Here is a 13,945-nt window from a genome sequence, read left to right as displayed (position 1 = left end):
GCGGTGGTCGTACCGGAGGGTTTTCCACAGGCGTTGCCCACAGCGCGGCAGGCAGCTAATCTGCCGCCCCCGCCGCCGGTAGGGTGAGCGTCGTGATCGTCGCGGTCGGCATCGACGTCGTGCTGGTGGACCGGTTCGCCCGGGCGCTGGCCCGTACGCCGCTGCTCGCCGACCGGCTCTTCACCGAGGCGGAGCGGTACACCCGCTCCGGGAATCCGCGCTCCCCGGAGTCGATGGCCGCCCGGTTCGCCGCCAAGGAGGCGGTCGCCAAGGCGCTGGGCGCTCCGGCCGGTCTGAGCTGGCACGACTGCGAGATCGTGCCAGATCCGGACGGCCGGCCGTGGCTGACCGTCTCCGGCACGGTGGCCGCCGCCGCCGTCGAGCGCGGGATCAACCGCTGGCATCTGTCGCTGTCCCACGACGGCGGGATCGCCTCGGCCATGGTGGTCGCGGAACGCTGATCGACCGGGCGGGCCGTCCGGGCCCGCCCGCGGCTGACGGATGGGACTCAGGTGGCATGAGACCGGTGTGGCGGGTGGCGGACGTACGCGCGGCGGAGGGCGGCCTGATGGCCACCCTCCCGCCCGGGACGCTGATGAAGCGGGCCGCGGCCGGCCTGGCCCGCCGCTGCGCGCTGCTCCTCGCCGACCGGGGCGGGGTGTACGGCGGGCGGGTCCTGCTGCTGGTCGGCACCGGTGACAACGGCGGCGACGCGCTCTACGCCGGGGCGCTGCTGGCCCGGCGCGGCGCCGCCGTGTCGGCGCTGCTGGTGACCCCCGGCCGGGCGCACGCCGAGGGGCTGGCGGCACTGCGTGCCGCGGGCGGCCGGCTGGTCGACCGGCCCCCGGCCATGGTCGACCTGGTGCTCGACGGGATCGTCGGGATCGGCGGCACCGGCGGGCTGCGGGAGACCGCCGAGCAGCTTGCGGCCAGCCTGGTCCAGTACTGCGGGCGGGACGGCACGCGGGCCACCGTGGTGGCGGTGGACGTGCCGAGCGGGGTGGCGGTGGACACCGGGCACGTGCCGCTGACCGCCTCCGGCCGGCACAGCGCGGTGCGCGCCGACGTGACGGTCGCCTTCGGGGCGCTCAAGCCGGCCCTGGTGGTCGGGCCGGCCGCCGCCCTCGCCGGGCAGGTGGAGCTGGTCGACATCGGGCTGGAACCGTGGCTGCGCGGGTCACCGGCACTGCGGATGACCGAGTGGTCGGACGTCGTCGACTGGTGGCCGCGGCTCGGCCCGGCGTCGGAGAAGTACGCCCGGGGCGTGGTCGGGGTGGCGACCGGGTCGGCGACGTACCCGGGGGCGGCGGTGCTCTCGGTGGGCGGCGCCCTGGCCGGCCCGACCGGCATGGTCCGGTACGCCGGCGGGGCCCGCGCGGAGGTGCTGCACCAGCACCCGTCGGTGATCGCCACCGGACGGGTCGCCGACGCCGGCCGGGTGCAGGCCTGGGTCTGCGGTTCCGGGCTGGGCACCGGCGAGGACGCCGCCGCCGAGCTGCGCGCGGTGCTCTCCGCGCCGGTGCCGGCGGTGCTCGACGCCGACGCGCTCACCCTGCTGGTGGACGGCTCGCTCGCCGATCGGCTGCGCCACCGGGACGCGCCGATCGTGGTCACCCCGCACGACCGCGAGTTCACCCGGCTCTGCGGGGAGGAGCCCGGCGCGGACCGGGTCTCCGCCGCCCTGCGGCTGGCCGCCTGGATGAACGCGACGGTCCTGCTCAAGGGGGACCGCACGATCATCGGCACGCCGGACGGCCGGGCGTACGTCAACCCGACCGGCACCTCCGCGCTGGCCACCGGAGGCACCGGGGACGTGCTGGCCGGGCTGCTGGGCTCGCTGCTCGCCGCCGGCCTGGCCCCGGAGCGGGCGGCGGCGACGGCCGCGTACCTGCACGGGCTGGCCGGACGGGAGGCGGCCCGGGGCGGGCCGGTGACCGCGTCCGACGTGGCGGCCGCCCTGCGCCCGGTGCTGGCCCCGCTGCTGGGTTGAACCGGGACCGGGTCTCCGGCCGTGCCTCCGGGCGTGTGGGGCGTCGCCGACGCTGCCGGCCGCACGCGTCTTCGAGGAGGAACCATGCGCAGAGCGCTGCTGCTGACCGTCGCCGCCGGCGGCATGCTGCTGGCCGGCACCGCCGTCGCCGCGGCCAAGGACGGCCGGGACCGGGTGGCCACCCCGCCCGGCGGGCCCGCCTTCGAGCTGCGGATCGACCCGGAGCTGGACGCCCGGTTCGGGCCCCGGCCGGTGAACGCGGTGCAGGCGGCGGAGATCGTCACCGCCCGGTTCGGCGGGCAGGTGACCCGGGCCGAGCTGGACGAGGCGAACGGCCGCCCGATCTGGGAGATCGACCTGAGCGGGGCGCGGGTCGGTGAGGTCGACGTCGACGCGATCGACGGCACGGTGCTCGGTGGTGAGGCGGGCGACGACTGAGACCGGCGCGCCGCCGGAGATCACCGGCGCAAGTAGGCTGGGCGTATGTGGCAGGCCGAGGTGCGCGTCGATCTCGATGCGATCCGTGACAACGTGGCCCGGCTCCGGTCGGGCACGAGCGCCGAGCTGATGGCGGTGGTGAAGGGCGACGGGTACGGCCACGGCATGGTCCCGTCCGCCCGGGCCGCGCTCGACGCCGGGGCGGACTGGCTCGGGGTCTGCACGCTCGACGAGGCGCTGACCCTGCGCCGGGCCGGGATCACCGCGCCGGTGCTGGCCTGGCTGCTCGCCCCCGGGCTGCCGCTGCACGAGGGGGTCGCGGCCGGGGTCGACCTGGGCGCCGCCAGCCTGCCGCAGCTGGACGAGATGATCGAGGCGAGCCGCCGGGCGGACCGCCCGGCCCGCCTGCACCTCAAGATCGACACCGGGTTGTCCCGGGGCGGGGCGACCGTCGCCGACTGGCCGACCCTGCTGGAGGCCGCCGCGAAGGCCCAGGCCGACGGCCTGGTCGAGGTGGTCGGCGTGTGGAGCCACTTCGTGTACGCGGACCTGCCCGGCCACCCCACCACGGACCGCCAGCTCGCGGTCTTCCACGAGGGGCTGGCCATGGTCGAGCGTGCCGGGCTGCGCCCGCGCTACCGGCACCTGGCCAACTCCGCCGCCACGCTGACCCGTCCGGACACCCACTTCGACCTGGTCCGCCCCGGGATCGCCGTTTACGGGCTGTCGCCGGTGGCGGGGGAGCGCTTCGGGCTGCGTCCGGCGATGACCGGCCGGGCCCGGGTGATGTTGACCAAGCGGGTGCCCGAGGGCACCGGCGTCTCGTACGGCCACACCTACACCACCGAGCGGGAGGCGAACCTGGCCGTGGTGCCGCTCGGCTACGCCGACGGGGTGCCCCGGCACGCTTCCAGCGTCGGGCCGGTGCAGCTCGGCGGGAAGCGACGCACCATCTCCGGCCGGGTCTGCATGGACCAGTTCGTGCTCGACTGCGGCGAGGACACGGTGACCGCCGGGGACGTGGCCACCCTCTTCGGCAGCGGCGCGGACGGCGAGCCCACCGCCGACGACTGGGCCGAGGCGGTCGGCACCATCAACTACGAGATCGTCACCCGGTTCGGCAGCAGCCGGGTGCCCCGGGTCTACGACGGCGAGCGGCCGTGAGTCAGCGCTTCCGCATCCCCCGGCCGCGGACCGCCGCCGGCAAGGTCGCCGGCGTGGTCGGGGCCGCGGTCGGTGTCGCCGCCGCGGGGCTCGCCGCGGGCGTGGTGAGCGAGCGGGCCCTGGTCCGCCGCCTCAAGGCCGACCCCACCGACCGGTACGCGGACGAGGTCTTCGGCGAGCAGCGGTACGACGACGCGTTCCGGCTGGAACTGCCGGACGGCACCGACATCCACGTCGAGGTGGTGGAGCCGACCCGCCCGGCGCCGGGCCGGCCGACCGTGGTGCTGGTGCACGGCTTCTGCCTGGACATGGGGACGTTCCACTTCCAGCGCAAGATGCTCGCCGAGCGGGGTGAGCACCGGATCGTCGCGTACGACCAGCCCGGCCACGGCCGCTCCGGGCGGCTGGAGAGCGGCGAGTACGACCTGGCCGCGCTGGGCCGCACCCTGCGCCGGGTGATCGACCGGACCACCCCGGAGGGGCCGCTGGTGCTGGTCGGCCACTCGATGGGCGGGATGACCATCATGGCCTTCGCCGAGCTGTATCCGGAGCTGTTCGGCGACCGGGTGGTCGGCACCGTGCTGATGGCCACCTCGGGCGGCCTGCTCGCGGAGACCAAGCTGGTCGCCCCGGCGCTGATCGGCCGGGTCGGCGCGCCGGTGCTCTACATGATGAGCAACGCCGCCCGGTACGGCGGCACGGTGATCGACCGGGCCCGGAAGTCCACCTCCAACGTCGCCTGGCTGCTGACCCGCAAGTACGGCTTCGGCACCCGCAAGCCCAGCCCGGCCCTGGTCTCGTACGTGGAGGAGATGAACTCCCGGACCTCCGCCGACACGGTCACCCGCTACCTGCGGACCCTCGCCACGCACTCGCGCTTCCCGGCGCTGGCCGCGCTCAGCGGCACGCCCGTGCTGGTCGTGGTCGGGGACAAGGACATGATCACGCCGGTGACCCACTCGGAGGAGATCGTGCGCCGGCTGCCGCACGCCGAGTACATGAAGATCAACGACAGCGGGCACGTGGTGATGCTGGAACACGCCGACGAGGTCAACAAGGCGCTCTGGGACTTCCTGGAGGGGCTGTGACGCTGACCGTCATGCTGCCGACGGTCGAGGACACCCACGCGTTCGGCCGCCGGCTGGCCGGGGTGCTGCGCGCCGGCGACCTGCTGCTGCTCACCGGGCCGCTGGGCGCCGGCAAGACCGCGCTGACCCAGGGCATCGGTGCCGGGCTCGGGGTGCTCGGCGACATCACCTCGCCGACCTTCGTGATTGCCCGGGTGCACCGGCCGGACCCGGCCCGGGGCGGCACGGTGGCGCTGGTGCACGCCGACGCGTACCGGCTGGGAGACGCGGGCGACCCCCGGGCCGAGATCGACGACCTGGACCTGGACGCCTCGGTGGACGACTCGGTGACCGTGGTCGAGTGGGGCGAGGGGCTGGTCGAGCAGCTGGTCGACGCCCACCTGCGGGTACGCCTGGACCGCCGGGAGGACGACACCCGGCTGGTCGAGCTGGAGCCGGTCGGGGGCGACTGGGCGCGGCGCCTGGACGGCCTGCGCTGAGCGCTGTCGTACCAGCTGCCTAGAGTGCCCGGGACCGACTGCGAAAGGTTGCCGATGCCCGACGAGACCCCCACCCTCGACCTGCTGGCGCTGCTGCCCGAGGAGTGGCGTGCCGTGCTCACCCCGCACCTCGACCCGGCCCGCACCGCGGCGCTGGCCGAGTTCGTCGCCCGGGAGTACGCCACCCAGACCGTCTTCCCGCCGGTGGAGGACCTTTTCTCGGCGTACCGGCTGTGCGCGCCGGACCGGACGCGGGTGCTGATCCTCGGGCAGGACCCGTACCACCGGGCCGGGCAGGCGCACGGGCTCAGCTTCAGCGTGCGCGACGGGGTGGCGGTGCCGCCCTCGCTGCGCAACGTCTTCAAGGAGCTGGGCGAGGACCTGGGCGTGCCGAAGCCGCGCAGCGGCAATCTCGACGGCTGGGCGGCGCAGGGCGTGCTGCTGCTCAACGCGGTGCTGACCGTCCGCCAGGCCACCCCCGGCTCGCACGGCAACAAGGGCTGGGAGGAGTTCACCGACGCCACCATTCGGGCGCTCGACGCGATGGAGCAGCGGGTGGTCTTCCTGCTCTGGGGCGGCTACGCCCGCAAGAAGGCGGCCCTGGTGACCAACCCGCAGCACGTGGTGCTGGAGGCCGGCCACCCCAGCCCGATGAACCCGCGCGGCTTCCTCGGCAGCCGCCCGTTCAGTGCCGCCAACAAGGCGCTCGCCGACGCCGGCCTGCCCACCGTCGACTGGGAGCGCTCAGCGGGCTGACCCCGCGCTGGCCGGCCCGTCGGCGGCGTGCCGTCGGCGGTGGCGGCGCAGCAGTTCGGCGGCGCGGGGGTCGGTGAGTTCCACCGCGACCAGCGGTACCACCTGGTAGCTCCGGTCCCCGTGCCGCACCTCGATCGCCTCCGGCAACTCGTCGCACATCTGCGCGCGGAGCTGGCCGTACCGGGTCTGCCAGCGGTGCTCGCCGGGCTCCTCGGGTTCCAGGCGGAGCCCGCCGAACTCGCTCCACCGGGCGTTCCACCGTTGTCCGTAGGCCGCGTCCAGCCAGGCGGTGAAGCGGGCCGAGTCGCGCCAGCGAACGGCGATTTCCACCGCGTCGGTGGGCACCGGGGCACCTTGCAGCAGCGCGGCGGTACTGCCGGTCAGCAGGTGGGGCAGGTCGCCGAGCCGGTCCAGGACCCGGTCCAGACCCAGATCGTCGACTCGCTCGGCCAGTGACCGCGCGGCCAGGGCGTCCATCCGGGCGTCGAGGTGGCAGTCCAGTGGCTCCACGGCGACGGCGAGTTGGAGGTCCAGCGCGGCGAGGAGTCGCTCGATCAGCGCGATGGTGGGCACCCGGTCGCCGCGTTCGACGCGCGCCACCGCGCCCTGGCTCACCCCGGCCAGGTCGGCCAGTTCCTGCTGCGTCAGCGACCGTGCTCCCCGCTCCCGACGCAGGATGGCGGCGATCTGGGTGGCGAGGCGACTACTCTCAGGCATCCCCGGATGATGGCCTAACGGGAGTGAGCGACATGCCTGTCAGTCATATTTATGCCTCACAGACATGTCGCTCATCGGGGTGTGGGGAGGTCCGGCGTTACGGTCGGTAACCGCAGCCAGCTTCGCGGCTCGTCCGGTTGACCCAACCGGGCCCCAGTGGGTGCCACCGGGGCGGCTGCCGGTCGCGCCCGGCCCGGCCCGCCCGCACCGCCCCGCGCCGCACGTGCCGACGGGGTGTGACCGGGGGTGACCGGGGAGGCGACTAGGCTGGCATACCGTGCTCGTACTGGTGGTGGACTCCTCGACCCCCGCGGTGACCGCGGCGCTGGTGGAGGTCTCGGCGGACGGGGTCGTGCCGCGCGCGCACCGGTGCACGGTCGACGCCAGGGCCCACGGCGAACTGCTCGCTCCGCAGGTCGACGCGGTGCTCGCCGACGCCGGCGCCCGGCCGCGCGACCTGGCGGCGATCGTCGCCGGTCTCGGGCCCGGCCCGTTCACCGGGCTACGCGTCGGTTTGGTCACCGCCGCCACCATGGGCCAGGTGCTCGGCGTCCCCACGTACGGCGTCTGCTCGCTGGACGCCATCGGGTACCCGGCGGCGCTCGGTGAACCGGTCCTGGCGGCCAGCGACGCCCGCCGCCGGGAGGTCTACTGGGCCGTCTACGACGGCGCCGGCCAGCGGATCGCCGGGCCGAACGTCGACGCGCCCGCGGTCGCCGCCCAGCGGGCCCGCGACCTGGCCGTCACCGCCGCCGTGGGCGACGGCGCCCACCGGTACGCCGACGTGCTCGGCCTGCCGCTGCGGGTCGAGCCGCGCTACCCGGACGCCACCGCGCTGGCCACCCTGGCCGCCGAGCGGATCCGGGCCGGTGCGCCGACGGAGGCGCTCACCCCGCTCTACCTGCGCCGGCCGGACGCCGTGGCGGCGACCGCCCGCAAGTCGGTCCTGCCGTGAGCCACCTCGTACAGCTCAGCCGGTTCCGCTGGTGGCACATCGACGAGGTGCTGCCGATCGAGGCGGATCTCTTCGGCGCCGAGCAGTGGTCGCCGGCGATGTTCTGGAACGAACTGGCCAACGGACACTGGTACCGGGTCGCCACCGAACCCGACGGCGCGGTGCTCGGCTACGCGGGGCTGACCGTCCAGCCGGACGAGGCCTGGGTGCAGAACATCGCCGTCCGGCGGGACGCCCAGCGGCGCGGCGTCGGCCGGATGCTGCTGGAGGATCTGCTCGCCGAGGCGGCCCGGTGGGGCGCCCGCACCGTCCTGCTGGAGGTCGCGGCGGACAACGCCCCCGCCCAGAAGCTCTACGCCACGTACGGCTTCGAGCCGATCGGCGTCCGCCGTGGCTACTACCAACCGAGCAACACCGATGCGCTGGTCATGCGGCGCGTCGCGGCCCCGACCGAGGACGGGACGGACGACTGATGGCTGACGAGCCCCTGGTGCTGGGAATCGAGACCTCCTGCGACGAGACCGGCGTCGGCATCGTGCGCGGGCACACCCTGCTCGCCGACGCGCTCGCCTCCAGCGTCGAGCAGCACGCCCGGTTCGGCGGCGTGGTGCCCGAGGTGGCCAGCCGCGCCCACCTGGAGGCGATCGTGCCCACCATGGACCGGGCCCTGAAGGAGGCGGGCGTGACGCTCGCCGACATCGACGCGATCGCGGTCACCTCCGGTCCGGGCCTGGCCGGCGCGTTGCTGGTCGGCGTGGCCGCCGCCAAGGGCTACGCGCTGGCCGCCGAGAAGCCGGTGTACGGGGTGAACCACCTCGCCGCGCACGTCGCCGTGGACACCCTGGAACACGGCCCGCTGCCCGAGCCGGCGGTCGCCATGCTGGTCTCCGGCGGGCACTCCTCGCTGCTGCTCGTCGACGACCTCGCCCGGGGGGTCACCCCGCTCGGTGCGACCATCGACGACGCCGCGGGGGAGGCCTTCGACAAGGTGGCCCGCCTGCTCGGACTGCCCTTCCCCGGCGGCCCGTACATCGACCGGGAGGCCCGGGCCGGCGATCCGGCGGCGATCGGCTTCCCGCGCGGTCTCACCGCGGCCAAGGATCTCGCCGCCCACCGGTACGACTTCTCCTTCTCCGGCCTGAAGACCGCGGTCGCCCGCTGGGTGGAGGCCCGCCAGCGGGCCGGGGAGTCGGTGCCGGTCGCCGACGTGGCGGCCTCCTTCCAGGAGGCGGTCTGCGACGTGCTGACCGCCAAGGCGCTCGACGCCTGCCGGGCCAACGGCATCGACACGCTGGTGATCGGCGGGGGAGTGGCCGCCAACTCGCGGCTGCGGGCGATGGCCGAGCACCGCGCCGCGAAGCACGGCATCCGGGTCCGCGTACCCCGGCCGAAGCTCTGCACCGACAACGGCGCGATGGTCGCGGCGCTCGGCTCGCACCTGGTCGCGGCGGGGGTGACGCCGAGCCGGCTCGACCTGCCGGCGGACTCGGCCCTGCCGCTGACCACGGTCAGCGTGTGACGGCACGAAGGGGAGGGCCGACATGATCGTGCGGATGTGGGAGGCGCGGGCGGAGCCGTACGGCTTCGCCGACCTGATCACCTGGGTGTGCGACACCGCCCTGCCCGAGCTGGAACACGACCCGCTGCACCTGTCCAGTGAGGTCTTCTCCTCCACCGACCACCGGGTGGTGGTCATCTCCAAGTGGCGGAGCAACCCCCAACCGCTGCCCGAGCCGCCGGCCATGCTGGTCGCCCGGCCCCCGCACTCCTGGGACTTCACCCAGGTCGACCGCTGACCAACGCCGACGGCGGCCGGGTCCCGACGGAACCCGGCCGCCGTCGGCGGTCCGCTGTCAGCTGCGGCGCAGGATGCGCCAGGTGGAGACGCCGCCGACGCCGAGGGCGAGCAGGAAGACCGCCCAGACGATGGTGGTGCTGACCCCGACCGACGGGGCGGGGGCGCCGGCCTTGGCGGCGGCGATCAGCGAGTCGCTCTGGGCGGGCGGCAGCGCGGCCGGCGGCATCTGCTGCCAGCGGACCAGCCCGGTGCTCTCCAGCATCGACATGTGGTCGGTGACGAACTTGTTGGCCTCGTCGGCGAGCTTGCGGACGGTGGCGTCCCGGGTGCTGGCCCGGACCGCGCCGATCACCGGGAAGATCTTGCCGTGCGCCACCCGCAGCCGGGTGACGAAGATCTGGTCGAACTGGTTGCCGTTCGCCTCCTGCATCTCGGTCAGCCACCCCTTCTGCTCGGAGGTGGGATCCGTCGGCAGGGTGGTGCCCAGCCTGTTGGCGGCGTCGACCACCAGCTGGTCGAGCACCCCGTGCTGGCGGGCGATCTCGGCGCCGATCTCGCGGACCCGGGGGGACACGCCCTTCTCGGCGGCCATCTGCCCGGCCGGCATCTCCCAGAGACCGGCCAGCCGTACCCCGTTGAGCAGTGTCATGTCGGCGGCGTTGATCTGGTTGCCCGGTGCGGCCACGGCCGCACCGGGCAGCAGGCCGAGCCCCGCCACCAGCGCGATGAGCAGCACCGCCACCCGGTGGGTCCGGTGCCCTGGCCGACGACGTGCGGATTCCAGCGGTGCCATCCTGCGGTGCCTCCTCGGTCCGGGCCGTACGTGTCACGCCGGGCAGCGCACCCACCGGCTGCCCGTGCGTCCACTGGTACGGATCACCGACCCGATAAGTTCATCGCTGCTGAGCGACAACTCAGCGCCGGTGCCCGTCAGCGGGACAGTGCCATGAAGACCCCGAGCAGCAGCAGGGTGGCCGCGGCGACCGCGAAGAGCACCAGCAGCTCCCGCCGTCCGTGCCCCGGGGTGTCGTCCGCCGGAGCCGGCGCGGGCGACGCGGGCAGGTCACGGGTCAGGCCCGCCAGCTCACCCAGCGTGCGCGCCGTCCACACAGCGGCGACCCGGTCGGAGAACTCGTCCAGGGTGAGCCGCCCCGCGGCGGTGTGCCGTTGCAGGTCGGCGACCACCCGGTGCCGGTCGTCGTCGGAGGCGCGCAGCTGGACGTCCACGTGCGACAGGGTACGCAGGGCGGGGCGCCGGCGGGAGCCGCCGGTCAGCCGGCGTCGAGCGGGTCGGCGAGGAGCCGTTCGAAGGCCAGCTCCGCCGCGCCGATCAGCGCCGCGTCCTCGCCGAGCTTGGGGGTGCGCAGCCGGACGTGCTCCAGGCAGGCGGGCAGCCCCATCGAGTTGAGCCGGCTGCGGACCTGGGCGGCGGCGGCCAGGTAGAGGTCGCGCATGGTGCCGCCGAAGATGACCATCTCCGGGTTGAAGATGTTGACCAGGTTCGCCACCCCGAAGCCGAGCCAGTCACCGGCCCGGCGGACCGCCGTCTGGGCCCGGGCGTCACCGCGGGCGGCGGCGTCGAAGACGGCCAGCAGCGCGTCCCGGCCCCGGGCGTCGGAGCGGCCGGCCGCCCGGAGCAGCCCGTGCTCGCCGATCTCGGTCTCCCAGCAGCCCCGGGATCCGCACTCGCAGGGGGCGCCGTCGCGGACCACCACCATGTGTCCGACCTCGCCGCCGTACCCGCCGTGGCCGGTGAGCCGCCGACCGCCGGCGATGATGCCGGCACCGACGCCGACGTCTCCGTACAGGTAGATGACGTTGTCGCAGTTGGCGGCGACACCCCGGGCATGCTCGGCGAAGGCGGCCATGTCCGCCACGTTGCCCACCGTGACGGGTACGTCGATGCCCAGGTCGGCGGCGAGCGCCGCGCCGATCGGTTCGTCCACCCAGCCGGTGGCGGGGCCGAGCCGGACCAGCCCGTCGTCCCGGCGGACCATGCCGCAGACCGCCACCCCGGCGCCGACGCAGTGCGAGCCGGGCGGCACGTGCTGGTGCATCTCCTTGAGCGCACCGGCCAGCAGCGGCGCGGTCTCCCCGGCGTCCAGGCCGCGCGGCCGGTCCAGGTCCCGGCGGTCGAGCACCGCACCGCCGAGACCGACCCGCGCGGCCCGCAGCCGGTCCACCTCGATGCTGTACGCGTACGCGTAGACCCGGGCCGACTCGGGCCGGACGACCAGGGAGGGGCGGCCGGCGCGGCCGGTCTCCTTCGGCGTGCCCTCGCTGACCAGCCCGGCGCCGGCCAGGTCGGCGGTGAGCGCGCCGATGGTGCTGCGGTTGAGCCCGAGGGTGGTGGTGAGTTCCGCGCGGGAGGTCGCACCGTGGACGTGCACGTGCCGCAGCAGCGCCCCGAGGTTCTGCCGCCGGATCTCGTCCTGGCTCGGTCCTACCCGCATCGTTCCTGGTACTCCGTGGTCAGCGCGTACCGGTGGTGACGGAACGGCGACGCGACAGTGCGTCGACGCCCGCGGCCAGCAGCAGCACCAGTCCGGTCGAGGTGTACTTCAGGCCGGAGCTGAGGTCCAGCAGGCCCATGCCATTGATGATGACAGCCACCACCGCGCCGCCGAGTACCGCGTGGATCATCCGCCCCTTGCCGCCGAAGAGGCTGGTGCCGCCGATGACCGCCGCGCCGACGGCGTAGAGCAGGACGTTGCTGCCGCCGGTGTTCGGGTCGACCGACCGGTCCTTGCTGGCGGCGATGATGCCGCCGATGGCCGCCATGCTGGAGCAGATGACGAAGGCGGAGATCTTCAGCCGGTCCACGTTGATGCCCGCCCGCCGGGCGGCCTCCGCGTTGCCGCCCACCGCGTAGAGGTGCCGGCCGTACGCGGTGCGGTTGAGCACGAACGTCCAGAAGACCAGCAGGGCCCCGATCAGCGGCACGACGATGGGCATCCCCCGGGTGGAGCTGATCGCCGTGTTGATGCTGCGTTCCTGGTTGAGGACGTGGACGGCGGAGCCGAGCAGCAGGGCCAGCCCGGCGACGCGGGCGGCCACCACGGCGACCGGTTCGGTGACCAGCCCCCGGCTGGCCCGGTTGCGGTGCCGGAGGAACTGCACCACGCCGTACCCGGTGACGGCGACGGCGGCCAGCAGCCACCCGATCGCGGGCGGCACGAAGTTGTTCTCGATCGCGATGATCACCTTGTCGTCGATCGAGATGTTGGTGCCCTCCTTCATCAGGAGCAGCACGATGCCCTGGAAGGCGAGGAAGCCGGCCAGGCTGACCAGGAAGGACGGGATGCCGACCTTGGCCACCAGGACGCCTATGGTCAGACCGATGAGGACCCCGGTGGCGATCGCGGCGAGGACCGCCACGTACCAGGGGTAGCCGAGCACGCTGACCACGTTGGCCAGCACGGTGGCGCAGACGCCGCTGGCGAAACCGGCGGAGAGGTCGATCTCGCCGAGCAGCAGGACGAAGATCAGGCCCATCGCGATCACGGTGACCGCGGCGCCCTGGGTGAACAGGTTGGCGAAGTTCGCTGCCGAGAAGAAGACCGGCCGGACGGTCGCGAAGGCCAGGCAGAGCACGGTGAGGCCGAGGACGGCCGGCAGGGAACCGAGGTCGCCCCCGCGTACCCGGGCGAGGTAGTCGCGGACGTGGTCGCCGACGGTCGGCGTCCGAGTGCCGGTGGTGAGCCCGTCCCGCGGCAGGAGGGTGGTGGTCATCGGACTGCTCCCGGGGTCAGGTGGGCCGATTCGCTGCCGTCGCGCGTGCCGGCCGCGTCCGGCTCGGCGCCCAGGCCGAGGTGGCGGGAGCGGCCGGTGGTGATCAGCTCGACGACCTGCGAGTGGGTGATGTCGGTGGTCTTCACCTGGGCGACCATCTGGCCGAGGTAGAGCGCGGCGATCCGGTCGGAGATGGCGAAGACGTCGTTCATGTTGTGCGAGATGAGCACCACGGCCAGGCCGTTGTCCGCCAGCCGGCGGACTATCTCGAGGACCTGGGCGGTCTGCGCGAGGCCGAGCGCGGCGGTCGGCTCGTCGAGGATGACCAGCCGGCTGTTCCAGAGCACCGCCTTGGCGATGGCGACGGTCTGCCGCTGGCCGCCGGAGAGGCTGGAGATGTGCTGGCGCAGCGACTTGAGGTTGCGTACGCCCAGCCCGGCGAGCGTCTCGGCGGCCATCTGCTCCATGGTGGGTTCGTCGAGCGCGATCCCGCGGCGCTTCTCGCGCCCCAGGAACATGTTCTGCACGATGTCGAGGTTGTCGCAGAGCGCGAGGTCCTGGTAGACGACGTCGATGCCGAGCGCGGCGGCGTCCCGGGGACTGCTGATGGTGACCGGGCGGCCCTCGAAGAGGAACTCGCCGGCGTCCGTCGGGTGGATGCCGCTGATGCACTTGACCAGGGTGGACTTTCCGGCGCCGTTGTCGCCGACCAGTGCGGTCACCTCGCCCGGGTACACGGAGAGGGCGACGTCGCGCAGGACCTGCACGGGACCGAAGCTCTTGTCGATCCCGCTCACTTCCAGCAGGGGGGTCGTGGACACGGGGTTC

Annotated in this window: 17 protein-coding genes; 11 read left to right on the top strand and 6 right to left on the bottom strand. The window is 74.2% G+C overall.

Going from position 1 to position 13,945, the window contains the following annotated elements:
- Positions 1–92 precede the first annotated feature (92 nt).
- From V6U88_RS02120 to V6U88_RS02090, 7 genes are all read left to right on the top strand, one after another.
- Positions 93–461: a holo-ACP synthase gene (locus tag V6U88_RS02120; RefSeq protein ID WP_088960309.1), complete on the top strand. Its 369-nt coding sequence runs from the start codon at positions 93–95 to the stop codon at positions 459–461.
- A gap of 56 nt (positions 462–517) precedes the next feature.
- Positions 518–1,990 carry an NAD(P)H-hydrate dehydratase gene (locus tag V6U88_RS02115; RefSeq protein WP_334449377.1) on the top strand — a complete coding sequence of 491 codons (1,473 nt, stop codon included), beginning with the start codon at positions 518–520 and terminating at the stop codon, positions 1,988–1,990.
- A gap of 84 nt (positions 1,991–2,074) precedes the next feature.
- The gene (locus V6U88_RS02110) at positions 2,075–2,428 is read left to right on the top strand and encodes a PepSY domain-containing protein (RefSeq protein WP_334449376.1); all 354 of its coding nucleotides are present in this window, start codon (positions 2,075–2,077) and stop codon (positions 2,426–2,428) included.
- Between the two features lie 45 nt (positions 2,429–2,473).
- Positions 2,474–3,592, top strand: a complete 1,119-nt coding sequence (alr, locus tag V6U88_RS02105) for an alanine racemase (RefSeq protein ID WP_334449373.1) — start codon at positions 2,474–2,476, stop codon at positions 3,590–3,592.
- Entirely contained in the window at positions 3,589–4,680 is a 1,092-nt protein-coding gene (locus tag V6U88_RS02100; RefSeq protein ID WP_334449371.1) for an alpha/beta fold hydrolase, read from the top strand. Before alr ends, V6U88_RS02100 begins: the two co-directional genes overlap by 4 nt.
- Before the next feature lie 11 nt (positions 4,681–4,691).
- Positions 4,692–5,159 (top strand): tRNA (adenosine(37)-N6)-threonylcarbamoyltransferase complex ATPase subunit type 1 TsaE, encoded by a 468-nt coding sequence (gene tsaE / locus V6U88_RS02095; RefSeq protein WP_334449884.1) that lies wholly within the window; start codon positions 4,692–4,694, stop codon positions 5,157–5,159.
- A 54-nt stretch (positions 5,160–5,213) separates the two neighbouring features.
- Positions 5,214–5,915: a uracil-DNA glycosylase gene (locus tag V6U88_RS02090; protein ID WP_334449368.1), complete on the top strand. Its 702-nt coding sequence runs from the start codon at positions 5,214–5,216 to the stop codon at positions 5,913–5,915.
- Here V6U88_RS02090 and V6U88_RS02085 read toward each other — a convergent pair.
- Positions 5,904–6,632, bottom strand: a complete 729-nt coding sequence (locus V6U88_RS02085; RefSeq protein WP_334449367.1) for a helix-turn-helix domain-containing protein — start codon at positions 6,630–6,632, stop codon at positions 5,904–5,906. The two genes, V6U88_RS02090 and V6U88_RS02085, sit on opposite strands and share 12 nt — an antisense overlap.
- A gap of 277 nt (positions 6,633–6,909) precedes the next feature.
- On the opposite strand from V6U88_RS02085, the gene tsaB reads away from it, so the two are divergent.
- From tsaB to V6U88_RS02065, 4 genes are read left to right on the top strand one after another with little or no spacing between them, the layout of a single operon-like run.
- The gene (gene tsaB, locus V6U88_RS02080) at positions 6,910–7,587 is read left to right on the top strand and encodes a tRNA (adenosine(37)-N6)-threonylcarbamoyltransferase complex dimerization subunit type 1 TsaB (RefSeq protein WP_334449365.1); all 678 of its coding nucleotides are present in this window, start codon (positions 6,910–6,912) and stop codon (positions 7,585–7,587) included.
- Positions 7,584–8,060, top strand: a complete 477-nt coding sequence (gene rimI, locus V6U88_RS02075) for a ribosomal protein S18-alanine N-acetyltransferase (protein WP_334449363.1) — start codon at positions 7,584–7,586, stop codon at positions 8,058–8,060. Before tsaB ends, rimI begins: the two co-directional genes overlap by 4 nt.
- Positions 8,060–9,106, top strand: coding sequence for a tRNA (adenosine(37)-N6)-threonylcarbamoyltransferase complex transferase subunit TsaD (gene tsaD / locus V6U88_RS02070; protein WP_334449361.1), 1,047 nt, complete (start codon positions 8,060–8,062; stop codon positions 9,104–9,106). The genes rimI and tsaD overlap by 1 nt, the downstream gene beginning before the upstream one ends.
- Before the next feature lie 22 nt (positions 9,107–9,128).
- Complete coding sequence (locus V6U88_RS02065; RefSeq protein ID WP_088964398.1) at positions 9,129–9,383, top strand: hypothetical protein; 255 nt, start codon at positions 9,129–9,131, stop codon at positions 9,381–9,383.
- A gap of 57 nt (positions 9,384–9,440) precedes the next feature.
- Here the strand turns inward: V6U88_RS02065 and V6U88_RS02060 are convergent, their stop codons facing one another.
- From V6U88_RS02060 to V6U88_RS02040, 5 genes are all read right to left on the bottom strand, one after another.
- A complete protein-coding gene (locus V6U88_RS02060; RefSeq protein ID WP_334449359.1) occupies positions 9,441–10,178 on the bottom strand; it encodes a DUF4142 domain-containing protein in 738 nt (245 codons plus the stop codon).
- 137 nt (positions 10,179–10,315) lie between these two features.
- Positions 10,316–10,612, bottom strand: a complete 297-nt coding sequence (locus V6U88_RS02055; RefSeq protein ID WP_334449358.1) for a DUF1707 SHOCT-like domain-containing protein — start codon at positions 10,610–10,612, stop codon at positions 10,316–10,318.
- A 44-nt stretch (positions 10,613–10,656) separates the two neighbouring features.
- The gene (locus tag V6U88_RS02050) at positions 10,657–11,838 is read right to left on the bottom strand and encodes an ROK family protein (RefSeq protein ID WP_334449356.1); all 1,182 of its coding nucleotides are present in this window, start codon (positions 11,836–11,838) and stop codon (positions 10,657–10,659) included.
- 19 nt (positions 11,839–11,857) lie between these two features.
- A complete protein-coding gene (locus V6U88_RS02045) occupies positions 11,858–13,117 on the bottom strand; it encodes a sugar ABC transporter permease (protein WP_334449355.1) in 1,260 nt (419 codons plus the stop codon).
- Positions 13,114–13,938, bottom strand: a complete 825-nt coding sequence (locus tag V6U88_RS02040; protein WP_334449353.1) for an ATP-binding cassette domain-containing protein — start codon at positions 13,936–13,938, stop codon at positions 13,114–13,116. The genes V6U88_RS02045 and V6U88_RS02040 overlap by 4 nt, the downstream gene beginning before the upstream one ends.
- Positions 13,939–13,945 lie beyond the last annotated feature (7 nt).

Origin of the sequence: Micromonospora sp. CPCC 205739 (assembly GCF_036906795.1) — a bacterium.
Classification (GTDB): domain Bacteria; phylum Actinomycetota; class Actinomycetes; order Mycobacteriales; family Micromonosporaceae; genus Micromonospora.
The sequence above is the reverse complement of the archived record's forward strand: the minus strand, read 5'-3'. Positions and strand labels throughout refer to the sequence as shown.

Coding starts and splice junctions, on each gene's coding strand:
- V6U88_RS02045 (WP_334449355.1), bottom strand. CDS start 13,117: ATGACCACCACCCTCCTGCCGCGGGACGGGCTCACCACCGGCACTCGG.
- V6U88_RS02085 (WP_334449367.1), bottom strand. CDS start 6,632: ATGCCTGAGAGTAGTCGCCTCGCCACCCAGATCGCCGCCATCCTGCGT.
- tsaD (WP_334449361.1), top strand. CDS start 8,060: ATGGCTGACGAGCCCCTGGTGCTGGGAATCGAGACCTCCTGCGACGAG.
- V6U88_RS02090 (WP_334449368.1), top strand. CDS start 5,214: ATGCCCGACGAGACCCCCACCCTCGACCTGCTGGCGCTGCTGCCCGAG.
- V6U88_RS02050 (WP_334449356.1), bottom strand. CDS start 11,838: ATGCGGGTAGGACCGAGCCAGGACGAGATCCGGCGGCAGAACCTCGGG.
- V6U88_RS02060 (WP_334449359.1), bottom strand. CDS start 10,178: ATGGCACCGCTGGAATCCGCACGTCGTCGGCCAGGGCACCGGACCCAC.
- V6U88_RS02115 (WP_334449377.1), top strand. CDS start 518: ATGAGACCGGTGTGGCGGGTGGCGGACGTACGCGCGGCGGAGGGCGGC.
- V6U88_RS02110 (WP_334449376.1), top strand. CDS start 2,075: ATGCGCAGAGCGCTGCTGCTGACCGTCGCCGCCGGCGGCATGCTGCTG.
- alr (WP_334449373.1), top strand. CDS start 2,474: ATGTGGCAGGCCGAGGTGCGCGTCGATCTCGATGCGATCCGTGACAAC.
- V6U88_RS02065 (WP_088964398.1), top strand. CDS start 9,129: ATGATCGTGCGGATGTGGGAGGCGCGGGCGGAGCCGTACGGCTTCGCC.
- tsaE (WP_334449884.1), top strand. CDS start 4,692: ATGCTGCCGACGGTCGAGGACACCCACGCGTTCGGCCGCCGGCTGGCC.